Source organism: Lactonifactor longoviformis (genome assembly GCF_042848515.1).
GTDB classification, from domain to species: domain Bacteria; phylum Bacillota; class Clostridia; order Lachnospirales; family Lachnospiraceae; genus Lactonifactor; species Lactonifactor longoviformis.
Window position 1 is genome coordinate 3,333,881 of record NZ_AP031453.1, and the last position, 24,119, is coordinate 3,357,999.

At 46.9% G+C, this 24,119-nt stretch carries 18 protein-coding genes; 3 read left to right on the forward strand and 15 right to left on the reverse strand.

Translation table 11 applies throughout. From position 1 onward, the window contains the following. Positions 1-10: 10 nt before the first annotated feature. Entirely contained in the window at positions 11-1,402 is a 1,392-nt protein-coding gene (locus ACGHCT_RS15255) for a CHAD domain-containing protein (RefSeq protein WP_390436655.1), read from the reverse strand. Between the two features lie 237 nt (positions 1,403-1,639). Here ACGHCT_RS15255 and ACGHCT_RS15260 point away from each other — a divergent pair, with 237 nt between their 5' ends. Next, positions 1,640-3,127, forward strand: a complete 1,488-nt coding sequence (locus ACGHCT_RS15260; RefSeq protein ID WP_390436657.1) for an IS1182 family transposase — start codon at positions 1,640-1,642, stop codon at positions 3,125-3,127. A 67-nt stretch (positions 3,128-3,194) separates the two neighbouring features. Here ACGHCT_RS15260 and cysK read toward each other — a convergent pair whose 3' ends face one another. The 3 genes from cysK to ACGHCT_RS15275 all read right to left on the reverse strand — a co-directional run bounded on the left by cysK (position 3,195) and on the right by ACGHCT_RS15275 (position 7,789). Then, positions 3,195-4,121 carry a cysteine synthase A gene (gene cysK, locus ACGHCT_RS15265; RefSeq protein ID WP_072853087.1) on the reverse strand — a complete coding sequence of 309 codons (927 nt, stop codon included), beginning with the start codon at positions 4,119-4,121 and terminating at the stop codon, positions 3,195-3,197. Between the two features lie 99 nt (positions 4,122-4,220). Then, positions 4,221-5,474, reverse strand: coding sequence for an HlyC/CorC family transporter (locus ACGHCT_RS15270; protein WP_390436659.1), 1,254 nt, complete (start codon positions 5,472-5,474; stop codon positions 4,221-4,223). Between the two features lie 365 nt (positions 5,475-5,839). Continuing rightward, positions 5,840-7,789 carry a fructose-1,6-bisphosphatase gene (locus ACGHCT_RS15275; protein WP_072853109.1) on the reverse strand — a complete coding sequence of 650 codons (1,950 nt, stop codon included), beginning with the start codon at positions 7,787-7,789 and terminating at the stop codon, positions 5,840-5,842. Positions 7,790-8,033: 244 nt separating this feature from the next. On the opposite strand from ACGHCT_RS15275, the gene ACGHCT_RS15280 reads away from it, so the two are divergent. Then, positions 8,034-11,141 carry an N-acetylmuramoyl-L-alanine amidase gene (locus ACGHCT_RS15280; RefSeq protein WP_390436660.1) on the forward strand — a complete coding sequence of 1,036 codons (3,108 nt, stop codon included), beginning with the start codon at positions 8,034-8,036 and terminating at the stop codon, positions 11,139-11,141. Between the two features lie 91 nt (positions 11,142-11,232). Next, a complete protein-coding gene (locus tag ACGHCT_RS15285; RefSeq protein ID WP_390436661.1) occupies positions 11,233-12,489 on the forward strand; it encodes an N-acetylmuramoyl-L-alanine amidase family protein in 1,257 nt (418 codons plus the stop codon). Positions 12,490-12,540: 51 nt separating this feature from the next. Here the strand turns inward: ACGHCT_RS15285 and ACGHCT_RS15290 are convergent, their stop codons facing one another. From ACGHCT_RS15290 to tgt, 11 genes are all read right to left on the reverse strand, one after another. Then, positions 12,541-12,954, reverse strand: coding sequence for a C-GCAxxG-C-C family protein (locus tag ACGHCT_RS15290; RefSeq protein ID WP_072853113.1), 414 nt, complete (start codon positions 12,952-12,954; stop codon positions 12,541-12,543). 24 nt (positions 12,955-12,978) lie between these two features. After that, complete coding sequence (locus tag ACGHCT_RS15295; RefSeq protein ID WP_390436663.1) at positions 12,979-14,211, reverse strand: DUF1015 domain-containing protein; 1,233 nt, start codon at positions 14,209-14,211, stop codon at positions 12,979-12,981. 21 nt (positions 14,212-14,232) lie between these two features. Further along, positions 14,233-14,385, reverse strand: a complete 153-nt coding sequence (locus ACGHCT_RS15300; protein ID WP_154259537.1) for a hypothetical protein — start codon at positions 14,383-14,385, stop codon at positions 14,233-14,235. A 62-nt stretch (positions 14,386-14,447) separates the two neighbouring features. Beyond that, positions 14,448-15,614 (reverse strand): phosphoglycerate dehydrogenase, encoded by a 1,167-nt coding sequence (locus ACGHCT_RS15305; RefSeq protein WP_390436665.1) that lies wholly within the window; start codon positions 15,612-15,614, stop codon positions 14,448-14,450. A 1-nt stretch (position 15,615) separates the two neighbouring features. Next, positions 15,616-16,698 carry a 3-phosphoserine/phosphohydroxythreonine transaminase gene (gene serC / locus ACGHCT_RS15310; protein WP_072853119.1) on the reverse strand — a complete coding sequence of 361 codons (1,083 nt, stop codon included), beginning with the start codon at positions 16,696-16,698 and terminating at the stop codon, positions 15,616-15,618. A 114-nt stretch (positions 16,699-16,812) separates the two neighbouring features. Beyond that, complete coding sequence (gene ilvB, locus ACGHCT_RS15315) at positions 16,813-18,492, reverse strand: biosynthetic-type acetolactate synthase large subunit (protein ID WP_072853121.1); 1,680 nt, start codon at positions 18,490-18,492, stop codon at positions 16,813-16,815. A 15-nt stretch (positions 18,493-18,507) separates the two neighbouring features. Next, complete coding sequence (gene ilvD / locus ACGHCT_RS15320; RefSeq protein ID WP_072853123.1) at positions 18,508-20,178, reverse strand: dihydroxy-acid dehydratase; 1,671 nt, start codon at positions 20,176-20,178, stop codon at positions 18,508-18,510. Between the two features lie 28 nt (positions 20,179-20,206). Further along, positions 20,207-21,292 (reverse strand): 3-isopropylmalate dehydrogenase, encoded by a 1,086-nt coding sequence (leuB, locus tag ACGHCT_RS15325; protein ID WP_072853126.1) that lies wholly within the window; start codon positions 21,290-21,292, stop codon positions 20,207-20,209. A 214-nt stretch (positions 21,293-21,506) separates the two neighbouring features. Beyond that, positions 21,507-21,818, reverse strand: coding sequence for a preprotein translocase subunit YajC (gene yajC, locus ACGHCT_RS15330; protein ID WP_072853128.1), 312 nt, complete (start codon positions 21,816-21,818; stop codon positions 21,507-21,509). A 128-nt stretch (positions 21,819-21,946) separates the two neighbouring features. Next, the gene (locus ACGHCT_RS15335) at positions 21,947-22,816 is read right to left on the reverse strand and encodes a YitT family protein (protein WP_390436668.1); all 870 of its coding nucleotides are present in this window, start codon (positions 22,814-22,816) and stop codon (positions 21,947-21,949) included. A gap of 127 nt (positions 22,817-22,943) precedes the next feature. Beyond that, positions 22,944-24,065, reverse strand: a complete 1,122-nt coding sequence (tgt, locus tag ACGHCT_RS15340; RefSeq protein ID WP_072853132.1) for a tRNA guanosine(34) transglycosylase Tgt — start codon at positions 24,063-24,065, stop codon at positions 22,944-22,946. Positions 24,066-24,119: the final 54 nt, after the last annotated feature.

Consider the following 24,119-nt stretch of genomic DNA (forward strand, 5'->3'; position numbering starts at 1 on the left):
TTTCCTTTATTTAGATATATTTCCTGCAAAACGCATTCCAATGCTTTTCAAATAAGGCGTAGTGCCGGTCTCTCTCCTTTTCGGAAAAATGTTCAAATTTTTTTAGGTATGTTCTTTCCTCAGGATCCATCTGGTATTTTTCCTGCTTTTTGCATAATTTTCTAATTTCCTGGAGAAGTACGGTCTCATCGTGCAGATCTCCCAGGACCTCCTGGAACAGCCTGGCTGCTTCCAGCATTTCTGCTTCCTCTTTGTCCAGAATCTCACGGAAGAAATCTAACACATATCTCAATTCTTTAAAGGAAAGGCGAAGCTTATGAAGTACCGGTTCCGGAACCAGCAGGCCTTCCATCCAGTTCTTTTGTGCTCTGATTTTCATAACCGCACGCCAGACACCCTCTTTTTTTACTTCCTCCGGGAAAAATATACACGCCTCTTTCCCTCTGTGAAGTACAGGGGTACAGATCCCCTGCTTTATCTCCTCTTCCATGGCTGCCGCCAGCTTCGGGAATTCGTCAGAGGAAAAATGCTGCTCCATCGCCGTCAGACATCCCTCCCTCCTTTCCCCTGTGATTTTGTTCCATACAGGAAACACATCCGGGCTGATGCCTTCTTTCTCCAGAAAAACTATTTGTTTTTGATTCAGAACATCCAGATCCCTTAGCGCTCCCAGTCGTTTGAGATTCCGGTTAAGTTGGGGTTGATAGCAGAAACTCCACCGGGGCTTCATATAGTGGGAAAATACTTCCGTCACAGAGTACAGCTTGCGGAATGCCACACGAAGATCATGTATAGCTTCCGGATCCCCATAGTCAGGAGTCTTTTCTGTGAGCTGACGGATGGTATCTAACTGCTTACTGACATAGAGCTCCAGCTGGCCGGAAAAGCTGGAGCTTCCCGCCTTCCGCCCGCCCGGGCATTTCTCCTCAGAGGGGATTGCCTGCTTCTCAGCCAGCTGCACACTTTCCATTGCCGCCTCTACAACCGGTACATACTTTTTGCTCACCTGCATCTTCTTCAGATACTCCTTGACGCCTGCCCCGTCCATAACGTGTGTCCGCATTCCCGTGAGAACTGCTGCCAGAAGAATATTTTCTTTGTCTGACAGAGATTTCAGCGGATGTGTAAGTACGATATCTCCCTCCAGAGCCAGAGAGTCCTCCTCCAGAATGCCCTCACCGATCCCTTTTAGCAGGAATGCCCTGGATGCAATGGAGGCATAAGACCGGGGCACCTGATAATCTTCGGACACTGCCCGAAAAATAAGTTCAGCCAGTTTGGCATTCTCTTTTCTTGTGTCATAGCTGAGCCCAAAGATGCTGCACAATTCTTTTGCCCCCCAATGCCTCACCTTCTCTCTGGGATTTCGAATATAGTTTCTCTTAGCCATGATTTTATCCATTTGTATCACCCCTTTCTGTCCTTATCGTACACTTTTTTCCGGCAAAATACTACTCTTGCCGGTATCTCGGTCTGTATATAACAAAAGCAGGGGAAGAATCTCCCCTGCTCAGACTGTAGACAAAGTCCGAGGACAAGTGCCTCGGATTTTCCTCGCCATTGAGCCAGAAAAGTCAGCACTTACAAGACTTTGAGGCTCTTTTTTGGTATAATAGATGTATCAAATACAGGCGGTGAGATGCTTATGATGACACAGAATGCGGATAAAAAAAGAGAACAGATTCAGTTGTTTTGCATGGATGACATGGTTCCACAGGACCATCTGCTGCGGATCATCGACAAAGCAATCGACTGGTCCTTCATTTATGAACTGGTAGAAGAAAAATACAGTCAGGACAACGGACGCCCCAGTATGGACCCCGTCATGCTGATCAAGATTCCTTTCATCCAATATCTTTATGGCATTAAAAGCATGCGCCAGACGGTAAAAGAGATTGAGGTAAATGTCGCCTACCGCTGGTTCCTCGGGCTGGATATGCTGGATAAAGTGCCGCATTTTTCAACCTTTGGAAAGAACTATACGAGACGCTTTAAAGACACCGACCTCTTTGAACAGATATTCGAGCATATCCTTTCTGAATGCTACAAATTTAAGCTGGTAGACCCTACTGAAGTTTTTGTGGATGCCACCCATGTAAAAGCCAGAGCAAACAATAAAAAGATGCAGAAGCGTATTGCTCATGATGAGGCATTATTTTTTGAAGATCTGCTGAAACAGGAAATCAATGAAGACCGTGAAGCACACGGGAAACGTCCGCTGAAAGAAAAAGAGGATGACAGCAATACACCATCCGGTGGAGCCGGCGGCAAAGAAGAAAAGACAGTGAAAGCAAGCACTTCTGATCCGGAAAGCGGATGGTTCCGCAAAGGAGAACATAAACATGTATTTGCTTATGCAGTACAGACCGCATGTGATAAGAATGGATGGATTCTCAGCTATAGCGTTCATCCCGGGAACAATCATGACAGCAGAACCTTCAAGTCCTTATATGACAAGATAAAAGGGATCGGAATAGAGACGCTGATAGGCGATGCAGGATATAAAACTCCCGGTATAGCAAAACTTTTGATCGATCAAGGAGTCAAACCGCTCCTGCCATACAAACGCCCCCTGACAAAAGAGGGTTTCTTCAAGAAATACGAGTACGTTTATGATGAGTATTACGACTGCTATATCTGTCCCAACAATCAGGTGCTGACCTATCGAACAACCAACCGTGAGGGATATCGGGAGTACAAAAGCTGTGGAAGTAGCTGTGCAGGCTGTGCCTATCTTGCAAAATGTACCCAAAGCAAAGATCATGTAAAGACGGTTATGCGCCACATATGGGAACCTTACATGGAGATGTGTGAGGAGATCCGCCAAACCGTGGGTATGAAAGAATTATATTCCCAAAGGAAAGAAACCATAGAACGAATCTTTGGAAGTGCAAAGGAGAATCATGGTTTCCGATATACACAGATGTTTGGAAAAGCCCGAATGGAAATGAAGGTCGGGCTTACATTTGCGTGCATGAATCTGAAAAAGCTGGCCAGGATGAAAGAGAAATGGGGGCTTCTAGAGGGAGAAGCCCATTACACAAACTTTATTTGGAACGCAATTTGGTTAATAAAAGAAAACTGGCTCTGGGATACAAAGCCCAAAACCAGTTTGTCTACAGTCTGAGCAGGGGAAGAATCTCCCCTGCTTTTGTCGTCATTACAATAAGTCATACAAATAATACCTTTGGCCTCTACTCGAACAGAGGTGTGCTGAAATATCGCTCCGCCGTATCCGGCAACACCGTAACCACTGTCTTTCCTTTTCCCAGTTTTTTTGCCAGAGCAATGGCTGCCGCCACGTTGGTTCCACTGGAAATCCCGCACATAAGGCCTTCCAGGCGGGCAAGATCTTTTGCGGTCTGTAAGGCTTCCTCGTCGCTTACAATATAAATGTTTTCATATATTTTCTGATTCAGTATGGCTGGTATCAAACCGTCTCCGATTCCCATCTGTATGTGAGTTCCTATATTACCGCCCGCAAGAATTGCCGCATTCTCCGGCTCCACTGCCCAGATTTCCATATCCGGATTCTGCTCTTTCAGGATTTCCCCGATTCCCGTAATGGTACCGCCGGTGCCTATTCCGGAACAAAATCCGTGAATAGGACCTCCTGCATCCCGCAAAATTTCCCGGGCCGTATATTTTCTGTGTACAGAAGGATTTGCAGGGTTCTCAAATTGCTGAGGCACATATACATTGGGATCTTCCCGGGCCATATTCAGTGCCTGCTGGAGACACTCTTCAATACACGCTCCGATATCACCTGCATCGTGTACCAGCCTGACCTCTGCCCCATAGTGCTGGACCAGTTTCCTGCGCTCTTCACTCACAGAATCCGGCATAATAATCACCGTCCGGTATCCCTTCACGGCTCCGATTAATGCCAGCCCAATTCCCTGATTGCCGCTGGTAGGTTCCACAATAATGGAATCCTTGTGAAGCAGTCCTTTTTCTTCAGCCGCTGAAATCATATGAAAAGCGGTTCTGGTTTTAATAGAGCCGCCTACATTTAATCCTTCGAATTTCACCAGTATCTGTGCCCCGTTGGGATCCCCCATATGGTTCAGACGGATCAGCGGAGTATTGCCCATTGCATCTAAGATTGTGTTGTAGATCATGATTCTCTCCCTCGTGTCGTAGTCTTTCTCATTATTGTATGTTATTATGGGAAAATATTCAAGTTATTAAGTGAATTATGTAGAAAAAGGACGGGCCGGTTACCCGGCCCGCTCTATCTGAGGCAGAACTTCTACCCGTATCTTTTCTACACGGCGTCCTGACATTTTAAGCACAGTAATTTTCAGATTTTCGAATTGAAACTGTTCTCCCTCTTCCGGTATTTTACCCAATTCATCCATCACCCAGCCGCTGACTGTAGTCACTTCTAATTCTTCCTCTCTGTCCAGCTCTTCAAAAAAACGTTCTGCGTTAGTACTGCCGAGAACTGTATAGACGCCCTCCCCTTCCTTCTCTATTTCCATAACCACCTTATCATGTTCATCCCAGATTTCACCTACCAGCTCTTCCAAAATATCTTCCAAGGTTACAATCCCTACCGTTCCGCCAAACTCATCTATCACAACAGCAATATGAGATTTTGCCGCCTGAAGCTCTTTTAACAGAATATTGATTTTCTTTGTCTTTGTTATAAAGAGCGGCCTTCTTACAATATTCTCCAGCTTCTCATCCGTGTGATATACGTAATTGTAAAAGTCCTTCTGATACAGGATTCCTACAATTTGATCGATGTTCTCCAAGTATATCGGGAGTCTGGAAAATCCGCTGTCGGCAAAAGCCCCGGCAATGCTGTCCCTGGAGTCTTCAATAGAGACGGCAACCACATCCACACGGGGAGTCAGGATATCTCCGGCTTCAACTTCTGTAAATTCTATGGCGTTGCGGATCAGATCACTTTCCTGGGTCCCGATCCCTCCGTCCTGTTCTGCCTCCTCCACTATAGTCAGCAGTTCTTCCTCAGTAATGGAACGGTCCTCTGAGGTTTTTACCAGTTTAGACAGGAACTTTTTCCACTGGCGGAACAAAAAATTAAAGGGCGTCAGAACCACCATAAATCCCTTTAAAAAAGGAGCGGAAAACATGGCAAACTTTTCTGGTGACTCCTTAGCAATGCTTTTGGGAGATACCTCCCCAAAAATGAGAACAACAATGGTAGTTGCAACAGTTGAGACACTGGCACCCATATCCTCACCCAAAAGCTTTACAAACAAAACCGTGGCAATTGATGCGCAGGCGATATTAACGATATTATTGCCAATCAGGATTGTTGAGAGCATTCCATCATAATTACCTGCCAGTTTTAAAACAAGCTCTGCCCTTTTATTTCCTTTATCCGCCATATTCTTCACCCGGATACGATTCAGAGAAGAAAAGGCTGTTTCCGTTGCCGAAAAGTAAGCCGACATAATAATACAGATTACAATAATTGCCAGTGAAATGCTGTTACTGTTCATATACAAAATCCTTTCCTACTATAAATTTCTCTATTCAATAAACTCTATTTCAGCTTTTCCAGCAAAATATTCTCTTTTTTTGCACTAAATAAGGACATAACTTTCCTTCAGCACGATTTATAGGGTGCTGACAGAATGCTATGTCCGGTATGATTTTTACATTTGCTGTTGCCTTACAATTTGTTCGGTCTTCGTCGCAGTCGGCGTCGTCCATTTTCAGTTTCCTTTCTGCAGTCTGCACTTAATTTAATTGAATTATATGATATCAGACAAGGACTGTCAACAGAATTTTGCAGTTTGGGACAGGGCAGGGGAGAATTGGGGACGTGTTCCTTTTAGAAAGAACACGTCCCCTTTTTTACTCTTTACTTTTCTTTTATCAGGCCGCTCCTGTAGGCATCCAGAAGCTGTTTTAACTCATCAATTCTCTCTTTGAGGGCTTTCCCGTTATCTGTATCTCCAACCACCATTCGCTTTGCCACTCGTTTTACCAGTATGCTGTCTGATACGATATCTGTCTCCTGGGCTATGGCATTTTCTGCGGATGTGAAGGGCTCATGGGCGGCAAGAATGAGTCCGAAGGAGTTAAAGATAAGGGTATAGCCGGCAATTCCGGTTTCCTTTTGGTAAGCCTTTGAAAATCCTCCGTCTATTACAAGAAGTTTGCCGCTGCACTTGACAGGGCTTTCCCCTGACATGTGATGCACCGGGACATGGCCGTTGATAATATGACCGTGCTCCGGGTCCAGTCCGAATTCCTGAAGGATACTGTTTACTACCGTATCGTTTTCCAGCATGCCATAGTAAGCATTCTTTACTTCCTTGTGGGTCTCCGGCTCTTTCAGGAAATACCGCTCCAGGGTTGCCATCTTGCTTTTTCCGAACAGCGGAGAACCGGGGCCTGACCAGATATACCACAGAATATCCTTGCCCTTCTCTCTTTCCACGGGATTGAGGGCAAAAAAGGCCTTTCTCACGTAGGTATCCAGCACATCATACAGCGCTTTTCCCTTATATTTTTTTCCGTATATCTCTACAGTCATGAGGCTTCCGTCATCGTTCAGAGGAACGCATCCGTGATACAGCAGATTCCCATTGAATGTTTTGTACAGACCTCCCTTATTCAGAAGCAGCATCATGTGCTGCTGAAGCTTTTCACAGTCGGTGAACGCCGTCACCAGACGCTCCATGATAGCTGTTTCTTCTTCTGTAAGTTCAAAGGGCTTCTTGGGATCTATGGTTGGAAAATTCTTGTCGATTAATGCATAGGTCTTCCCGTCCAGTTCCATTGTCCCGGCTTCATAATCTATTTTGTCCAGAAGCCGCCGATCGCTCATCTTATATTCCTTATGCCTTGTCAAAAGCTGGCCCTCCAGTTTAAACTGAATGATGGATATGGCCTTGTGCATCTTCATATTCAATTCTGTCTCTGCAGGATTATAGACATCTGTCCCTTTAATTTTAAAGCACTCGCAGGGATCATTTTTGTAAGTTGCAAGGGCAAAGGTTGCAAGGGGAAGCAGATTAATGCCGTATCCGTCTTCCAGAATGTCCAGATTTCCATACCTGGCACAGATACGTATCACAGTGGCAATACAGGAACGCTGGCCCACCGCAGCTCCCATCCAGAGAATATCATGGTTTCCCCACTGAATGTCCAGGGAGTGGTAGCTTGTCAGCTTATCCATTATGTGCTGGGGACCAGGCCCTCTGTCATAGATATCTCCCAGGATATGAAGATGATCGACTACCAGGCGCTGAATCAGCTCAGAAAGGGCTATAATAAATACTTCCGCTCTCCCGATTTCAATAATCGTATGGACAATCTCGTCATAGTAAGCTTCTTTGTCCACCAGATCCGGTTTTTCCGTAATCAGTTCTTCAATGACATAGGCAAAATCTTCCGGCAAGGCCTTTCTCACCTTTGATCGGGTATATTTGGAGGCTACCCGTTTGCAGACTTCGATGAGACGGTACAGGGTAATCATATACCAGTCTTCCATGTTCTCCCTGCTCTTTTTCACTACCTCCATCTTTTCTTTTGGATAATAGATTAAGGTTGCCAGAGATTTCTTCTCTCTTTCGTCCAGAGTGTGTCCGAATACCTCATTGATCTTCCTTCTCACTGCTCCCGAACCATTTTTCAGGACGTGGGAAAAAGCTTCGTATTCCCCGTGAATGTCGGTCAGAAAATGTTCTGTGGCCTTAGGCAGGTTCAGTATAGACTGCAGATTAATGATTTCTGTGGAGGCTTTAGCGATTGACGGGTAAAGCTCTGCCAGACATTGGAGGTACTTCAGTTCTAATTTTTCCATTTCATACATTCTCCCAATACATTATTTATAGCAACTAACATATAAACTATATTTGTAAGGTAACATATTTTTCTGACCCTTGCAATGGATGGCTTATAAATTCAGATTAAACTTTTCTTAAATTCAGAGGCCATTTTCTATTCCTCCATTGCAATCCGTCCGGCCATATACTATAATATGTAATGATTCATTAACATTTTAGTAACAAAGTTTTACGTTGCAAAAAAGCAAAGGAGAAAGACAAATGAAAAACATCCGAAAGAAACTCCTGTGCTATGTTCTGACTGCAGTTATGCTGCTCACTGCCTGGACGCCGGCTTACGCCAGCAGTCAGGTCCGGGACAGCCTTCCTGAGGAGGAACCCACACAGGAAACACAACCAGACAACGACAGCAGGGATTCCCTTTCTCTGGACTGCCAGCTGCTTTTGACCCAGGAAGACGATACGCACCAATCCGTCATTCTTGAGATGGGGGATACTTCTACTGTGATGGAAAAAGCAGTGCTCTCCTATCAGGATGGGGATGGGGAGATACATACTGCAGAAGCAGAGGAAATTGTTGAAAATTATGCCGCTTTCCTGCTGGATCTTCCAGGGGAAGGTGTTACCCGAACCTTTCTTTCAATCGTTACCACTGTAGGCGGTCAGGATATAGAGACCGGACTGCAGCCGGAGGAAGAGATGGATACCCTCAGTATTGACGAGGAACAAGCCGCGGAAATCATTGGGGATACAGAGAATCAGACAGACACAGAGAATCTCTCAGAGGAAGAAATAGATTATGTGAATCAAACAGTAGTCACAAAAGAAGGGGAGGACGGACTTACAGCTTCCGACATTTCCGAGGTGCTACAAAGTGAAGCCGCTCCCGCTTCCATGTCCAGGTCCGCTTTATCTGCACCGAAAGCGGGCGATAGAGCAGGAACCTTTACCGTAGTCTTGGATCCTGGACACGGCGGCATGGACGGCGGTGCGGAATACACCTTCAGTGACGGCACCAAATTCGTAGAATCACAGCTAACCCTCAAGATTGCTAATTATGTAAAAGAAGCCCTTGCCGCATATCCGGAGATTCAAGTTTATATGACAAGAACCGGCGACACCTATCTTCCCGACTTAGAAGAGAGGGTGGCCATCGGCGTTGAAAAAAATGCGGATATTTTTGTGAGCCTGCATCTTAACTCTGCGGATTCGGAAAAAGCACATGGTGTGGAAATCCTTGTCCCCAGAACCGGACGGTATAACAATGATGTAGCCGAAGATGCCAACCAGCTGGCAGCCAACATTCTGGACAATCTCGTTGCCCTCGGCCTTTACAACAGGGGATTAAAATACAAAGACTCCGCCAATGGCACGAAGTATCCGGACGGCAGTAAAGCTGATTACTACGGCATCATCCGCAACTGTATGGAGCAGGGCCTCCCTGGCGTAATTGTCGAACATGCCTTTTTAAGCGGCACAGAGGACAAAAAGTTTCTGGACAGTGAAGAAGATCTGAAAAAGCTGGGACAGGCAGATGCCAAGGGAATTGCCCAGTATTTCAATCTGGAAAGCAGCAATAATCCCAATAATAATCTTAATGGCTGGAAACAAGTAAACAATAAATGGTATTTTTATAAGGATGGACAAAAACTTACCGGTTGGCAGTATATATACGGTAAATGGTATTTCCTCAACAGCAGCGGAATCATGCAGACCGGATGGCAGTTTATCTCCGGCAAATGGTATTACCTGGAGAGCAGCGGCGCCATGGCCGAGGGATGGAAAAAACTTGGAAGCACTTGGTATTATCTGACCCCTGGAAACGGAGCCATGGTAAACGGCTGGCAAAAAATAGGCAGCGAATGGTACTATTTTAACGGCAGCGGCGCCATGCAGACCGGATGGCTTCTTCTGGACGGCAAGTGGTATTATCTGAACGGCAGCGGTGCCCGGGCAAAAGGCTGGATAACCCTGGGAAAGACCCGGTACTACCTAAACCCGGAAACCGGAGTTATGTCGGTTAACTGGAATCTTATTGACGGTAAATGGTACTACTTTAATGCAAGCGGCGCATCTCTGACCGGATGGCAGTACATATCCGGCAAATGGTATTACCTGGAGAGCGACGGCGCCATGGCCGAGGGATGGAAAAAACTTGGAAAGACCTGGTACTATCTCACCCCGGGCAACGGAGCCATGAAAACCGGCTGGTATCTGGCAGGCAATACCTGGTATTACTCCGACAGCAGCGGTGCCATGAAAACCGGGTGGCAGAAGATTGGCGGCAAATGGTACTATCTCAACAGCAGCGGCGCCATGGCGGAGGGGTGGCTCAAGCTTGGAAAGACCTGGTACTATCTCACCCCAGGTAATGGAGCCATGAAAACCGGCTGGTATCTGGTAGGAAATACCTGGTATTACTCCGACAGCAGCGGTGCAATGCTTACCGGATGGCAGAAGATTGGCGGTAAATGGTACTACATGAATTCCTCCGGGGCTATGCTTACCGGATGGCAGAAAATCGGGGGCAAGTCCTATTTCTTCGACAACAGCGGTGTATGGATTGAGCATCCGGCCCAGGGCTGGCAGCTTGAAAATGGGAACTGGTATTACATAGGAGCCAACGGTTATCATACAGGGTGGCTGTTAAACGGCGGTAAATGGTATTATATGGACAGTACCGGGAAAATGCTCACCGGATGGCAGACCGTAGGAGGAAAGACCTATTATCTTCTCAGCAGCGGCGCCATGGTATCCGGATGCTACTATACCGTGGACGGTATTACTTATACCTTTACCCAATCCGGCGAGAGTCTGGGCAACATTGATGAATATCCCGGATACAAAATCATGGGGACAAGCTCTGTAACCGCAGATCAGATGGTCAAGTATTTTGCCGCCAGCAAGCAAGCCTACCCGGCAGAAGTACTGGCAAAAGGCGGCGCTCCTGACATCAAAACCTTCTGTCAGATTTTCCTGGAAGAGTGCCGAACGGAAGGAGTCAAGGCAGAAGTTGCCTTCACGCAGGCAATGAAAGAAACCGGTTGGCTTCAATACGGAGGAGACGTAAAGATTGAGCAGTTTAATTTTGCCGGCCTTGGCGCTACCGGAGGGGGAGTCCCCGGTTTGAGTTTTGCCGATGTGCGCACCGGTATCAGGGCTCAGGTACAGCACCTGAAGGCCTACGCTTCCAGAGATAACCTGGTACAGACCTGCGTGGACCCCCGCTTTACCTATGTTACCAGGTACTCCTCTCCTTTTGTAGAGTGGCTGGGAATCCCGGACAACCCCTTCGGAGGGGGATGGGCGGCAGGAAAAAATTACGGCAGCAGCCTCATTGGAATGATTACAACATTAAAATCTATGTAACTCCAGGTTGTCATTCAGGCTCCCATCCTATATAATAGTAAAGTGACAAGCAAGTAAAGAAACATCTGTTACATTACAAAGGAGTATTTGAATGAATAGAACAAAAAAGCGCTATCTATGCCATTTGCTGACGGCCTCCATGGTATTGGCAGCTCCTGTCTCTGTATTAGGGGCGGAGTCCCCGGCACAGTCCCTGTTATCCCCTTATCAGGCGTCCCTTCCCTCACCACTGATGCCGGATGCCGGCAGTGAGACGGCTTCCGGAACTAACGGCTGGACAAAAGAAGGGGACTCTTGGTACTACTACATAAACGATGAGAAGAAAACGGGATGGCAAAAGATTAATGAGATATGGTATTATCTGGGGGACACCGGAAGCATGGCCGAAGGATGGACTCTGATAGACGATACCTGGTATTACTTCACCCCCGGAAACGGCTCAATGGCAACCGGGTGGCAGTTTATCGACAATAGCTGGTACTGTATGGATGCAGACGGCGCCTGGAATGAGAATCCTGAAATTAATACCTCCGGGGGATGGAGTTTCCATGACGGCTACTGGTATTACAATAACCTGAATGGCTCTCCCATCAAAGGATGGCTTAAAGTGGATAACAAGCAGTATTACTTTGACGAAACCGGCAGGATGACGACCGGATGGCTGACGCTGGAAGGCAAACGGTACTACCTCGGAGAGGATGGGGTTATGGTCACTGGAGAACAAGTGATTGACGGCACCAACTATACCTTCAGCACCGCAGGTGTTTGCAGCCAGGAGGTCACTTCCTATGAAAGCAATGTGGATGCGGCCAGCGGAATGTATATCATTGAGGGCGCTACCTCTGTCACCGTGGATCAGATGGTAAACTATTTCAAGGCTAACGGGGCTTCTTACCCTTCTGCAGTCCTTGCAAACGGAGGGGCTCCGGATATTGAAACCTTCAGTGAAATTATTTACGAGGAAGCCGCTGCAGAGAATATAAAAGCTGAAGTTGTCTTCACTCAGATTATGAAGGAAACGGGATGGCTCAACTACGGCGGTGATGTGTCTATCGGCCAATATAACTTTGCCGGCCTCGGCGCCACCGGAGGAGGTGTGCCGGGAGTTGCCTTCTCTGACGTGCGAACCGGTCTTCGGGCACAGATACAGCATCTGAAGGCGTATGCAAGTACTGCTGCACTGAATCAGCCCTGCGTGGATCCCCGGTTTAACTATGTAACAAGAAACACCTCTCCCTACGTAGAATGGCTTGGGATACCCGACAACCCCTACGGCGGAGGATGGGCAGCCGGACAAAACTACGGAAGCTCGCTGATTAAAATGATTCAGGATTTGAAATCTATGTAACGAAAAAGGAACCGATGTTCTGACGGACATTGGTTCCTTTTTGATGATAATTTACTCTTCTTCCTGAAACAACACCTTCTCAGCAATCCTGGCGGCATCCTCCACGCACCCGTCACAGCTTCTAAGCAGTTTCTTTGTCTCCACCCCTTTTAGCACTTTACATACCGTTGACTGGTTAATCTCTGAAAATTCCTTTGCTATTTCCTTTGACAGCTTGTAAGTCTTCCCCTTTGTAGAAGTATCGCCGCATCCCTTGCTGTTCTTCATGCCGGCCAGCGCTATTACGCCCGATACTGCTCCGCAGGTACTCTGCATTCCTCCCATGCCGGCCCCAAAGCCCTCAATCATCTTAAACATCGTAGACTCATCCACACCGACCAAATCACAATAAGTACAGGCTACCGCCTGGGCACAGTTATATCCCTGGCGATGCTTTTCCACTGCTTTCTCAACTCTGCTCTCCATACGTAAATCCTCCCAATCTCTCTATTATATTTCGTGTATAAACAATCCGCTGCGCAGCTTTGGCTCAAACCAGGTTGATTTTGGAGGCATCAGCCTCCCCGCGTCTGCCACAGCAAAAAGCTCTCCTATGGAAGTAGGATACAGGGAAAACGCTGCCATGCAGTCCTTTGCAACCCTTTTCTCCAATTCCTTTAATCCCCGGATTCCGCCCACGAAATCAATTCTGGCGTCTGTTTTCGGATCCTGGATGCCCAGGATCGGCTGAAGAAGCCTGTCCTGGAGAATCGATACATCCAAACCTTCCACGGGGTCGTCGGAGACTATTTCCGGTTTCACTCTGAGAAGATACCAGGCTCCCTCCAGATACATGCCAAATTCTCCTTTTTTTGTCGGACGTACCGGTTCTTCTCTTTTCTCCACTGAGAAGTCCCCCTGAATTTTTTCCAGAAGCTCACAGGGCGTATTGCCGTTTAAATCTTTTATTACCCGGTTGTAATCCAGGATAGACAGCTCCTCATCCGGAAACAAGACAGCCAAAAAATAGTTAAACTCTTCTTCTCCCGTATAGCCGGGGTGTTCTGACCGCCTCTTTTCACCCACTTTAACCGCTGATGCCGCTCTGTGATGCCCGTCAGCTATGTAGATTTCCTGAATCTTCCCAAAGGCGTTCTCCAACTGTTCTATCTGCTCTCTGTCTTCTATTACCCACACACGATGTCCAATGCCATCCGGAGAAATAAAGTCATACACCGGCTTGTGCAGTTTTGCCTGGGCTACCAGAGCTGTTACCTCCCTGCGGGAACGATAGGCCAGAAAAATGGGGCCGGTCTGGGCATTGCAGGTATCCACGTGGCGGATTCTGTCCAGCTCCTTTTCTTCTCTTGTATTCTCATGCTTTTTGATTATCCGGCTGTGATAATCATCAATAGATGCGCAGGCCACGATTCCCGTCTGGCTCCGTCCATTCATGGTCAGTTCGTACAAGTAGCAGCAGGGTGTTTCATCCTGGATAAATGCTCCCTCCGCCTTCATATCCCAGAGGGTCTCTTTGGCTTTCTCGTAGACACAATCCTCATAGGTTCCTACTGTATCCGGAAACTGCGTCTCCGCCCTGTCAATTTTCAGAAAGGAAAGAGGTTCTTTTTCCACTTCTGCCAGCGCCTCTTTTCTGTTGTACACATCATAAGGCAGAGCAGCTATCCTTTCCGCCAGGTCCGGCCTCGGCCTTATGCCCCGAAAAGCTTTAATATCAGCCATATTGGTTCTCCTTTTCATCCTTTAGTTCTCAATCTTATGCAAAATCACTTCACAGATCCCATTCACTGCCTTTCTGTATTTCTTTTTATGCCTCTTAACGGAACGGTATATCTTCTGAAGATTTTTCATTCTCTTCCACCCTTTTTGAAAGGGATTCCAGCTTTTCTTCTTCATTTCTACCTCTTTTTTATTGGCAAAAATGGGAATACCGCCCCTGCGGTACCCCCATAGGAAATTTATTCGCCTTTTACAATGCGGACCTTATAGACATCTTCGATTTCTCTTAAAGATTCCACAACACTTTCAGGAATAGAAGTGGAAACGTCAATCATTGTATAGGCATAATCGCCCTTACTCTTATTTGTCATATCCGAAATGTTCACTCCCGCATCGCCCAGAACCTTGGCAAACTGACTGATCATATTCGGGATATTCTTATGGTTCAGCGTAATTCTTCCGGCATCCACGCAGATCCCCCCGTCGCAGTTAGGGTAGTTAACTGAATTCTTAATGTTCCCATGCTCCAGGTAATCTCTGAGCTCCTGAACGGCCATTCTGGCACAGTTATCCTCTGACTCCTCTGTAGAGGCTCCCAGATGCGGCGTCACCAGGGTACCCTGTGTTCCTGCCACTGTGGGATTGGCAAAGTCGGTTACATATTTCTTGACCTTTCCTTCCTTCAGCGCTTCCACCAGAACCTCTTCGTCTACCAGAAGATCCCTTGCAAAGTTTAAGATCACCACCCCTTCTTTCATGTGGCGGATAGCCTCTTCGTTAATCATCTTTTTGGTACCGTCCGTCAGAGGCACATGAATGGTGATATAATCACACTCCCTGTAAATGGTTTCCAGATCATTAATGTGGTGAATGGTTCTGGACAAGTTCCATGCGGCGTCCACTGAGATATAAGGATCATATCCATATACCTCCATCCCCAGATGGGTTGCTGCATTGGCAACCAGTACGCCGATTGCGCCCAGACCTATGATACCCAGTTTTTTACCGCTGATTTCACAGCCCGCGAACTGTTTTTTCTGCTTCTCGGCAAGTTTTCCGATGTCAGAAGCATTGCCCTGCTTTTCCACCCACTCAATACCGCCTACGATATCACGGGATGCCAGAAGCATTCCGGCAATTACCATCTCCTTTACACCATTGGCATTGGCACCCGGGGTATTGAATACTACGACCCCCTTCTTTGTGCATACATCCAGAGGGATATTATTTACACCAGCCCCTGCTCTCGCAATTGCCTTAATATTATCCGGCAGCTGCATTTCATGCATATTAGCGCTTCGTACCAGAATCACATCCGAATCTTCCAATGCTGTTTCCTGATAATCCTCAGAAAATCTGCTGATGCCCGCATCAGAGATAGGATTTAAGCAATGATACTTATACATTTTAACGGTTCTCCTCTTCAAATTTCTTCATAAATTCAACCAGCTTTTCCACACCTTCTATGGGCATTGCATTGTAAATGCTGGCGCGCATGCCGCCCACACTCCTATGGCCTTTCAGGTTAACAAAGCCCTGGGCCGCAGCCTCTTTGATAAATCTGGCATCCAGTTCATCACTTCCAGTGACAAAAGGTACATTCATAAGGGAACGATCCTCCGGCACCACAGTTCCCCGAAACAGTGAACTACCATCCAGGAAATCGTACAGGATTTTAGCCTTTTTCTCGTTATACTGTTTCATGGCCTCCAGACCGCCCTGTTTTTTCAGCCACTTAAATACTTTCCCGCACATATAGATGCAGTAGCAGTTAGGGGTATTATACAGAGATCCCGCGTCGGCATGTGTCTTATAAGTAAGCATGGTTGGAGTCCCCGGAAGTACATCTTCCGTAATCAGATCCTCCCGGATAATTGTAATTACCATACCGGCAGGGCCCACGTTCTTCTGTACCCCCCCGTAGATAACCCCATATTTGCTTACATCCATAGGCTCAGATAAAAAGCAGGAGGAGACATCAGCAACCAGAAGCTTGCCTTTCGTATTCGGCAGTGTCTTAAACTTTGTGCCGTAAATAGTGTTATTCTCACAGATATACACATAATCTGCGTCATCGCTGACGGGCAGATCCGAGCAGTCAGGAATATAGGAAAAAGTTTTGTCCTCTGAAGAAGCAATTTTATTTGCTTTTCCATACTTCTGTGCTTCCTGGTATGCTCGTTTCGCCCACTGTCCGGTAACAATATAATCAGCTACCTTATGTTTCATCAGATTCATCGGAATCATAGCAAACTGCTGATGGGCACCGCCCTGCAGGAACAGGACTTTATAGTTATCCGGAATATGTAACAGTTCTCTCAGATCTGCCTGTGCATCATCCAGAATTTCCTGGAAAGCCTTGGAGCGGTGGCTCATCTCCATCACTGACATACCGGTTCCTTTATAATCTAACATTTCTTCTGCTGCTTCTTTTAATACCTCTTCCGGCAGGACAGCAGGCCCTGCTGAAAAGTTATAGACTCTTCCCACTTTACTCTTCCTCCTAATGTTCATTCTCTTCTTTCATATATCACATCAATGAACATTCTACTTCTTTGACATATTTTTGTCAATAAAAACATTTGTCCTCTTTGGAAAGACATCCTATCTCTGATTTAAGTCTTCCTCGTCAAATGCTTCCTCAATATTCGCTCCCGGTGATACCATAGGGAATACTTTATCGTCGCAGTCAACAATACACTCAATCACCACTGTGGTGTTTAACTCTATGGCTCTTTTCAGGGCGGGCTCAACTTCCTCAGGCTTTGTCACACGGATTCCCACTGCTCCCATGGACTCTGCAAACTTCACAAAATCAACCTTATCATTTAATATGGTATGGGAGTACCGCTCTCCGTAGAACAGCGTCTGCCACTGGCGAACCATCCCCAGCACATGATTATTAATCACAACCTGTATGAGAGGAAGCTCGTTTCGCACGGCTGTGGCAATCTCATTCATGTTCATGCGGAAACAGCCGTCCCCTGCAATATTAATTACTGTCTTTTCCGGTTTCGCAATCTTGGCGCCTATGGATGCGCCGAGGCCGTACCCCATAGTCCCCAGTCCCCCTGACGTCAAAAATGTCCTGGGTTCCTTATATTTATAGTACTGAGCTGCCCACATCTGGTGCTGCCCCACTTCAGTTACAATGACAGCATCCCCGTTGGTCACCCGATAGATTTCTTCTATAACAAAGGGCCCGCTGAGTCCGTTTTTATTGTATTTTAAAGGATACTTTTCTTTCATCTCTTTGATATGGGTCAGCCAATAGGTGTGATCTTTCGGCACCACTCTATCATTGAGACGTTTCAGCACTTCTTTTACATCTCCTATCACAGAGGCATCCACAATAACATTTTTATTAATCTCAGCAGCATCTACATCAATCTGGAGAATTTTAGCGTTTCGTGCAAAATTCCTGGCATTGCCTGTGACACGGTCACTGAACCTGGCGCCTATGGTAATCAGCAAATCACATTCCGTCACGCCGAGGTTAGAGGTTTTGGTACCATGCATGCCCAGCATACCGGTATAGAGAGGGTCTTCTCCCGGAAACGCCCCTTTTCCCATCAGGGTATCGGTTACCGGTGCCTGAATCTTTCTTGCCAGCTCTCTTACTTCTTCGGATGCACCGGAACTGATCGCACCGCCGCCCACAAATATATATGGCTTGTGTGCACTCTGAATCAGCTCCACTGCTCTCTCCAGATCCTCTTCTGTGATCTTAGCTGTAAAGGGCTGTATCTCCAGTGGCTTCTCATAGGTATACTCTGCCTTATTGGCAGTAACGTCTTTCGTAATATCCACCAGGACCGGGCCGGGCCGCCCGCTTTTTGCAATGGTAAATGCACGACGGAGCGTATCTGCCAGTTTTGTTACATCCTTTACGATAAAGCTGTATTTGGTAATAGGCATCACAACGCCCGCTATATCAATTTCCTGAAAGCTGTCTCTCCCAAGAAGAGGTACTCCAACGTTAGCTGTAATTGCCACTACAGGAATGGAATCCATATAGGCTGTGGCAATTCCCGTTACCAGGTTCGTGGCACCCGGACCTGAAGTTGCCATACACACGCCTACTTTTCCGGTTGCCCTGGCATATCCGTCTGCGGCATGGGCTGCCCCTTGTTCGTGGGAGGTGAGCACGTGATGTATCTCCTCCCTGTGCCTGTATAACTCATCATATACATTTAAAATGGTTCCTCCCGGATACCCAAATACAGTATCTACCCCTTGTTCTTTTAAACACTCAATTACGATCTCAGAACCTGTCAGCTGCATACTCCGCTTCCTCCTTTACTGTTTTGGTATTTCTAATATTGCACCCCGGCTGCCGCTGGTAACCATAGATGCATAACGCGCCAGATAGCCGGTCGTGATCTTAGGCTCTCTGGGTTTCCAATTCTTTCTTCTCTCTTCCATTTCTTCCTGTGATACTAACAGCTCCAGAGAATTCTCGGGAATATTGATTTTTATCATATCTCCTTCTTCCACCAGTGCAATGGGGCCGCCCACAGCTGCCTCCGGTGATACATGGCCAATAGACGCACCTCTGGATGCGCCGCTGAAACGGCCGTCTGTGATCAGGGCAACCGAAGATCCCAGTCCCATCCCGGCAATCTGGGAGGTGGGATTCAGCATCTCTCTCATACCCGGTCCCCCCTTGGGGCCCTCATAGCGGATTACCACAACATCCCCTGCGGCTATTTTGCCGGAAAGAATTGCCTCAGAGGCATCCTCCTCACAGTCAAATACCCTGGCAGGTCCCTCATGAACCATCATCTCAGGAACTACCGCAGAACGTTTTACCACTGCAGTATCCGGCGCCAGATTTCCCTTCAAAACAGCGATTCCGCCGGTTTCGCTGTATGGATTATCGATTGGACGGATTACCTCAGGGTTCTTATTTACACAGTCCTTAATATTTTCTGCCACCGTATGTCCGGTTACTGTCATACAATCTGTATGCAGCAGGCCTTTTTTATTCAATTCATTCATCACCGCATACACGCCGCCTGCCTCATTTAATTCCTCAATATAGGTATGTCCGGCCGGTGCCAGATGGCAGAGATTCGGTGTTTTGGCGCTGATCTCGTTGGCAGTAGACGGACTCAGCTCTACCCCTGCCTCGTGAGCAATAGCGGGCAGATGAAGCATACTGTTGGTAGAGCAGCCCAGTGCCATATCTACGGTAAGTGCATTCATAAATGCATCCTTTGTCATAATGTCTCTCGGACGGATATTTTTTTCCAGCATCTCCATCACCTTCATGCCTGCGTGCTTGGCCAGACGCAGTCTCTCCGAATAGACTGCCGGGATCGTGCCGTTGCCTCCAAGGCCCATGCCCAGCACCTCTGTGAGGCAGTTCATGCTGTTTGCCGTGTACATCCCGGAGCAGGAGCCACAGGTAGGACAAGCCTTCCTCTCATATTCTTCGACTTCTTCTCCGGTCATTTTATTGGCACTGTATGCACCCACAGCCTCAAACATGCTGGACAGACTGGTTTTAGAACCGTGTATATGCCCTGCCAGCATAGGTCCGCCGCTGACGAACACTGTGGGGATATTAAGTCTTGCCGCTGCCATCAAAAGACCCGGTACATTTTTATCACAGTTCGGCACCATTACCAGCGCATCAAACTGATGGGCGATAGCCATTGCCTCCGTGGAATCACAGATTAAATCTCTGGTCACCAGGGAATACTTCATTCCCACATGCCCCATGGCGATTCCGTCGCACACAGCAATCGCCGGAAAGACTCTGGGGGTCCCCCCTGCCATGGCCACTCCCATTTTTACGGCTTCTACAATTTTATCCAGATTCATGTGTCCCGGTACAATCTCATTGTAAGAACTCACAATACCAATCAATGGACGATCCATCTCTTCCCTGGTCAGTCCAAGTGCGTTAAATAAAGACCTGTGGGGTGCCTGCTGTACCCCTTTTGTCACTGCATCACTTCTCATAATTTTTTTCCTTTCTGATTCTTATCTCTTACCGGATCTCTGCCGCAATCAGATCTCCCATCCGTTTTGTGCCTACCTGCTCCATACCATCTGCCATGATATCACCTGTACGGTATCCGCCCTTCAGCACTTTCTGTACTGCCGCTTCCACAGCATCTGCTTCCTTATCCAGATCAAGGGAATAGCGCAGCAGCATTGCCGCTGAGAGTATAGTCGCAATGGGGTTGGCCAAATCCTTTCCCGCAATATCCGGGGCAGATCCGTGACTTGGCTCATAGAGTCCGAACTTTGTCTCATTGAGACTTGCAGAAGACAGCATGCCGATGGACCCGGTTACCATACTGGCTTCATCAGACAGAATATCTCCAAACATATTCTCTGTGAGAATCACATCGAATTGTCCCGGATTATGTACCAGCTGCATAGCACAGTTATCTACCAGCATATGGTCCAGGGCAACTTCCGGATAATCCTTTGCCACATCCTCGACTACCTTTCTCCAAAGCCTGGAGGAATCCAGTACATTGGCCTTATCCACACTGGTAACCTTTTTCCTTCGTTTCATGGCAATATCAAACGCCCGTACGGCAATGCGCCGAATCTCTTTTTCGTTATATGTAAGGGTATCAACAGCAGTTTCCACGCCGTCTTCCACTGTGGTCCTTCTCTCTCCGAAATACAGACCGCCGGTCAGCTCCCTCATAATCATCATGTCAAAGCCTTCGCCGATAATCTCTTCCTTCAGAGGGCAGGCATCCTTTAATTCCTCATACAAATACGCCGGCCGCAGATTAGCAAACAGATTCAGCTGCTTTCTAATGGCAAGGAGCCCTGCTTCCGGTCTTTTGGATGGTTCTAACTGATACCAGGGGGAAGTCCTGGCGTCCCCTCCGATGGATCCCATAAGGACTGCATCACAGCTTCTGGCAGTCTCCACTGCTTCCTCTGTCAGCGGTACCCCGTGAACGTCAATAGAAGCCCCGCCTAACAGGACTTCTTCATATGAAAAGGTATGTCCATAGATATCACATACTTTGTCCAATACTTTTTTTGCTTCCCGTACAATCTCCGGTCCGATACCGTCTCCCCGGATCAATGCAATCTTATAATTCATAATCTCTCCCTTTCTGTCATCAGCCTGAATACGCTATCACACGGCATGCGCCGTATGCCCCGGAGCATAAGTTAAGGGATGCCCTTTGGGGATAGCCTATAATACTATATATATTAATTCATTTTTCGCCACTTTTCAAGAATAAAGTACAGCACCGGGCGTAAAGTATGTAATAAAATAAAAAGATGCTGTCCCCGGACAACATCTTTCTCTCTTAATTTTCAGCTACCTCTGCCTTTTCAACTTCTGCAATCGCAGCTTTTCTCATAGGAATACGACAATTTTTGTTGTTACCGAACTCAAGTATAACATCCTCATCTGTAATATCAATGATGACTCCATAGAATCCGCTGGTAGTAACTACACTATCGCCTACCTCCATAGATGATAACATCGCTTTCACTCTCTGCTGTTCCTTCTTCTGCGGTCTCATGATCATAAAATACATAAGAGCAAAGAAAAGCACCAATGGCAATAACATGGTAAGCCATGAACCGCCTGCTGATGCACTGGCTGTTAATAACATAATCCATTCCTCCTGTTTTGTTTATTGCATTTCAGACATTAGTACAATAATACACAAAAAACAGTATTTCTTCAAGGCTTTTTGACAATTTAATGTAATTTTAATGGGAAAATGAGCCATATCCGGCATTATCCCTGTTCCCCGATGTTAAACATCCGGAATCCCTCCCCGTGGACTTCATTGGATTCCAGTATAATGGTAAACGCATTTTCATCCACTTCCTTTACCTTTTGCTGAACAAAATACATCTGTTTATTATTGCAGGCACACATCACCACCTGTTTTTTTCCCTGTTTGTAGCCCCCCGAGGCCGGCAGAATGGTGCTTCCCCTGCCGCAGCACTCGTCGATGGCATCTGTCACTTTTTTTCCGTAATCTGTGACTATCAGCGCCATCTTTCCGGCATTTACCCCATAGACCACCTTGTCGACCGCCACGGCAAACAAAAAGTTGATGATCATTCCATAGATAATTCCGTCAATATCTCTGAAAATAAGTCCTCCAAGAAGAATAATTCCAATATCCGACAAAAAGGCAATCTTGCCCAGTGAAAGATAAGGTTTTACTGCCTTTACTGCCATGATTACAAAATCGGTTCCCCCGGTGGACGAATTCTGCATATAGATCAGGGCATACCCCAGCCCTCCCAGTACTCCGGTACAGATTGCTGAGAGCATCCGGCTCCCCGTATATACCGGAAGCAATGGCGCCACGTAGTCGATCATGACAGAGGATATCACAATGCAGCGGAGAGACCGCAGAAAAAATCCCCTTCCCAGAAGCCTGTAGCAAAGCAGGGCCACGGGAATATTTAAAACGATGATTGTTAGGCCGATGGGCAGTTGAAACAGCCGGTTGAGTATCAGAGAAATACCGGAGAAGCCTGTCATAGGAAATTCTGATGTGACCGCAAAATTATAGAGTCCCACTGCAATCAGCGCGCTGCCGATGAGTTCCATTCCTATTTCTTTCATAATTCTTTTCGCTCTGTTCATCATGTTGTCCTCCTTCACTATAATACTGCGACCAAAAAAGAGCTGTACGGCCACATAAATATATGATCCGCATAAGCTCTTTTGCAACTGCTATTATACCGTATCTCTGCTGCGTTTGCAACCCCCGCTGTCAGAGAAATCCTTCCAGCTTTTGTTTCTTATAATCCTGATAAGTTCCCTGTTCTATCGCCTCTCTGATCTCTTCCATCATTTTATTGTAAAAGTAGAGGTTATGGAGCACACAGAGACGCATTCCCAGCATCTCTTTTGCCTTCAGCAGATGCCGGATATAAGCCCTGCTGTAATTACGGCAGGCCGGACACTGGCATCCCTCCTCAATGGGTCTGGAATCCAACTCAAATTTTGCATTAAATAAATTCAGTTTACCCTGATTTGTGTATACATGTCCGTGGCGGCCGTTTCTGGAGGGATAGACGCAGTCAAAAAAATCCACGCCCCGGTCCACTGCCTCCAAAATGTTTGCCGGCGTTCCCACCCCCATGAGATAGGTAGGTTTCTCCTCCGGAAGACAAGGTACTACGGCGTCCAGAATGCGGTACATTTCCTCATGAGATTCCCCTACCGCCAGACCGCCTACCGCATAGCCATCCAAATCCATGTCCGCAATCTCCCTTGCATGAGCGATCCGGATATCTTCGTAGACAGCCCCCTGATTGATCCCGAATAAAAGCTGGTGCCTGTTTATAGTATCTTCTTTTTGATTCAGCCGATCCATCTCTGTCCTGCATCTCCGAAGCCAGCGGGTAGTCCTGTCCACGGATGCCTGTACATATTCTCTGGAAGCCACACTGGATGGGCACTCGTCAAAAGCCATGGCAATGGTGGACGCCAGATTGGATTGAATCTGCATACTCTCCTCAGGTCCCATAAAAATCTTTCTTCCATCTATGTGCGATTGGAAATACACTCCCTCTTCTTTGATCTTTCTAAGACCTGCCAGGGAAAACACCTGAAACCCTCCCGAATCTGTGAGAATTGGCCTGTCCCAGTTCATAAACTTATGGAGCCCCCCCATCTTTTTCACCACCTCATCTCCCGGTCTCACGTGAAGGTGGTACGTATTGGAAAGTTCTACCTGGGTTCCAATCTCTCTTAAATCTGTGGTGGCTACCGCACCTTTTATGGCAGCTGCTGTTCCCACATTCATAAAAACCGGAGTCTGAATGGTGCCGTGAACAGTAGTAAATTCAGCTCTTTTCGCTTTTCCGTCTTTTTTTAATATCTTATACATTGTACTCTTCCTTTTTATCAGCATGTAGTCTAAGTATATCCAAAAGGCTTAGGA

Coding starts and splice junctions, on each gene's coding strand:
- ACGHCT_RS15255 (WP_390436655.1), bottom strand. CDS start 1,402: ATGGATAAAATCATGGCTAAGAGAAACTATATTCGAAATCCCAGAGAG.
- ACGHCT_RS15260 (WP_390436657.1), top strand. CDS start 1,640: ATGCTTATGATGACACAGAATGCGGATAAAAAAAGAGAACAGATTCAG.
- cysK (WP_072853087.1), bottom strand. CDS start 4,121: ATGATCTACAACACAATCTTAGATGCAATGGGCAATACTCCGCTGATC.
- ACGHCT_RS15270 (WP_390436659.1), bottom strand. CDS start 5,474: ATGAACAGTAACAGCATTTCACTGGCAATTATTGTAATCTGTATTATT.
- ACGHCT_RS15275 (WP_072853109.1), bottom strand. CDS start 7,789: ATGGAAAAATTAGAACTGAAGTACCTCCAATGTCTGGCAGAGCTTTAC.
- ACGHCT_RS15280 (WP_390436660.1), top strand. CDS start 8,034: ATGAAAAACATCCGAAAGAAACTCCTGTGCTATGTTCTGACTGCAGTT.
- ACGHCT_RS15285 (WP_390436661.1), top strand. CDS start 11,233: ATGAATAGAACAAAAAAGCGCTATCTATGCCATTTGCTGACGGCCTCC.
- ACGHCT_RS15290 (WP_072853113.1), bottom strand. CDS start 12,954: ATGGAGAGCAGAGTTGAGAAAGCAGTGGAAAAGCATCGCCAGGGATAT.
- ACGHCT_RS15295 (WP_390436663.1), bottom strand. CDS start 14,211: ATGGCTGATATTAAAGCTTTTCGGGGCATAAGGCCGAGGCCGGACCTG.
- ACGHCT_RS15300 (WP_154259537.1), bottom strand. CDS start 14,385: ATGAAGAAGAAAAGCTGGAATCCCTTTCAAAAAGGGTGGAAGAGAATG.
- ACGHCT_RS15305 (WP_390436665.1), bottom strand. CDS start 15,614: ATGTATAAGTATCATTGCTTAAATCCTATCTCTGATGCGGGCATCAGC.
- ilvB (WP_072853121.1), bottom strand. CDS start 18,492: ATGCAGCTGACAGGTTCTGAGATCGTAATTGAGTGTTTAAAAGAACAA.
- ilvD (WP_072853123.1), bottom strand. CDS start 20,178: ATGAGAAGTGATGCAGTGACAAAAGGGGTACAGCAGGCACCCCACAGG.
- leuB (WP_072853126.1), bottom strand. CDS start 21,292: ATGAATTATAAGATTGCATTGATCCGGGGAGACGGTATCGGACCGGAG.
- yajC (WP_072853128.1), bottom strand. CDS start 21,818: ATGTTATTAACAGCCAGTGCATCAGCAGGCGGTTCATGGCTTACCATG.
- ACGHCT_RS15335 (WP_390436668.1), bottom strand. CDS start 22,816: ATGATGAACAGAGCGAAAAGAATTATGAAAGAAATAGGAATGGAACTC.
- tgt (WP_072853132.1), bottom strand. CDS start 24,065: ATGTATAAGATATTAAAAAAAGACGGAAAAGCGAAAAGAGCTGAATTT.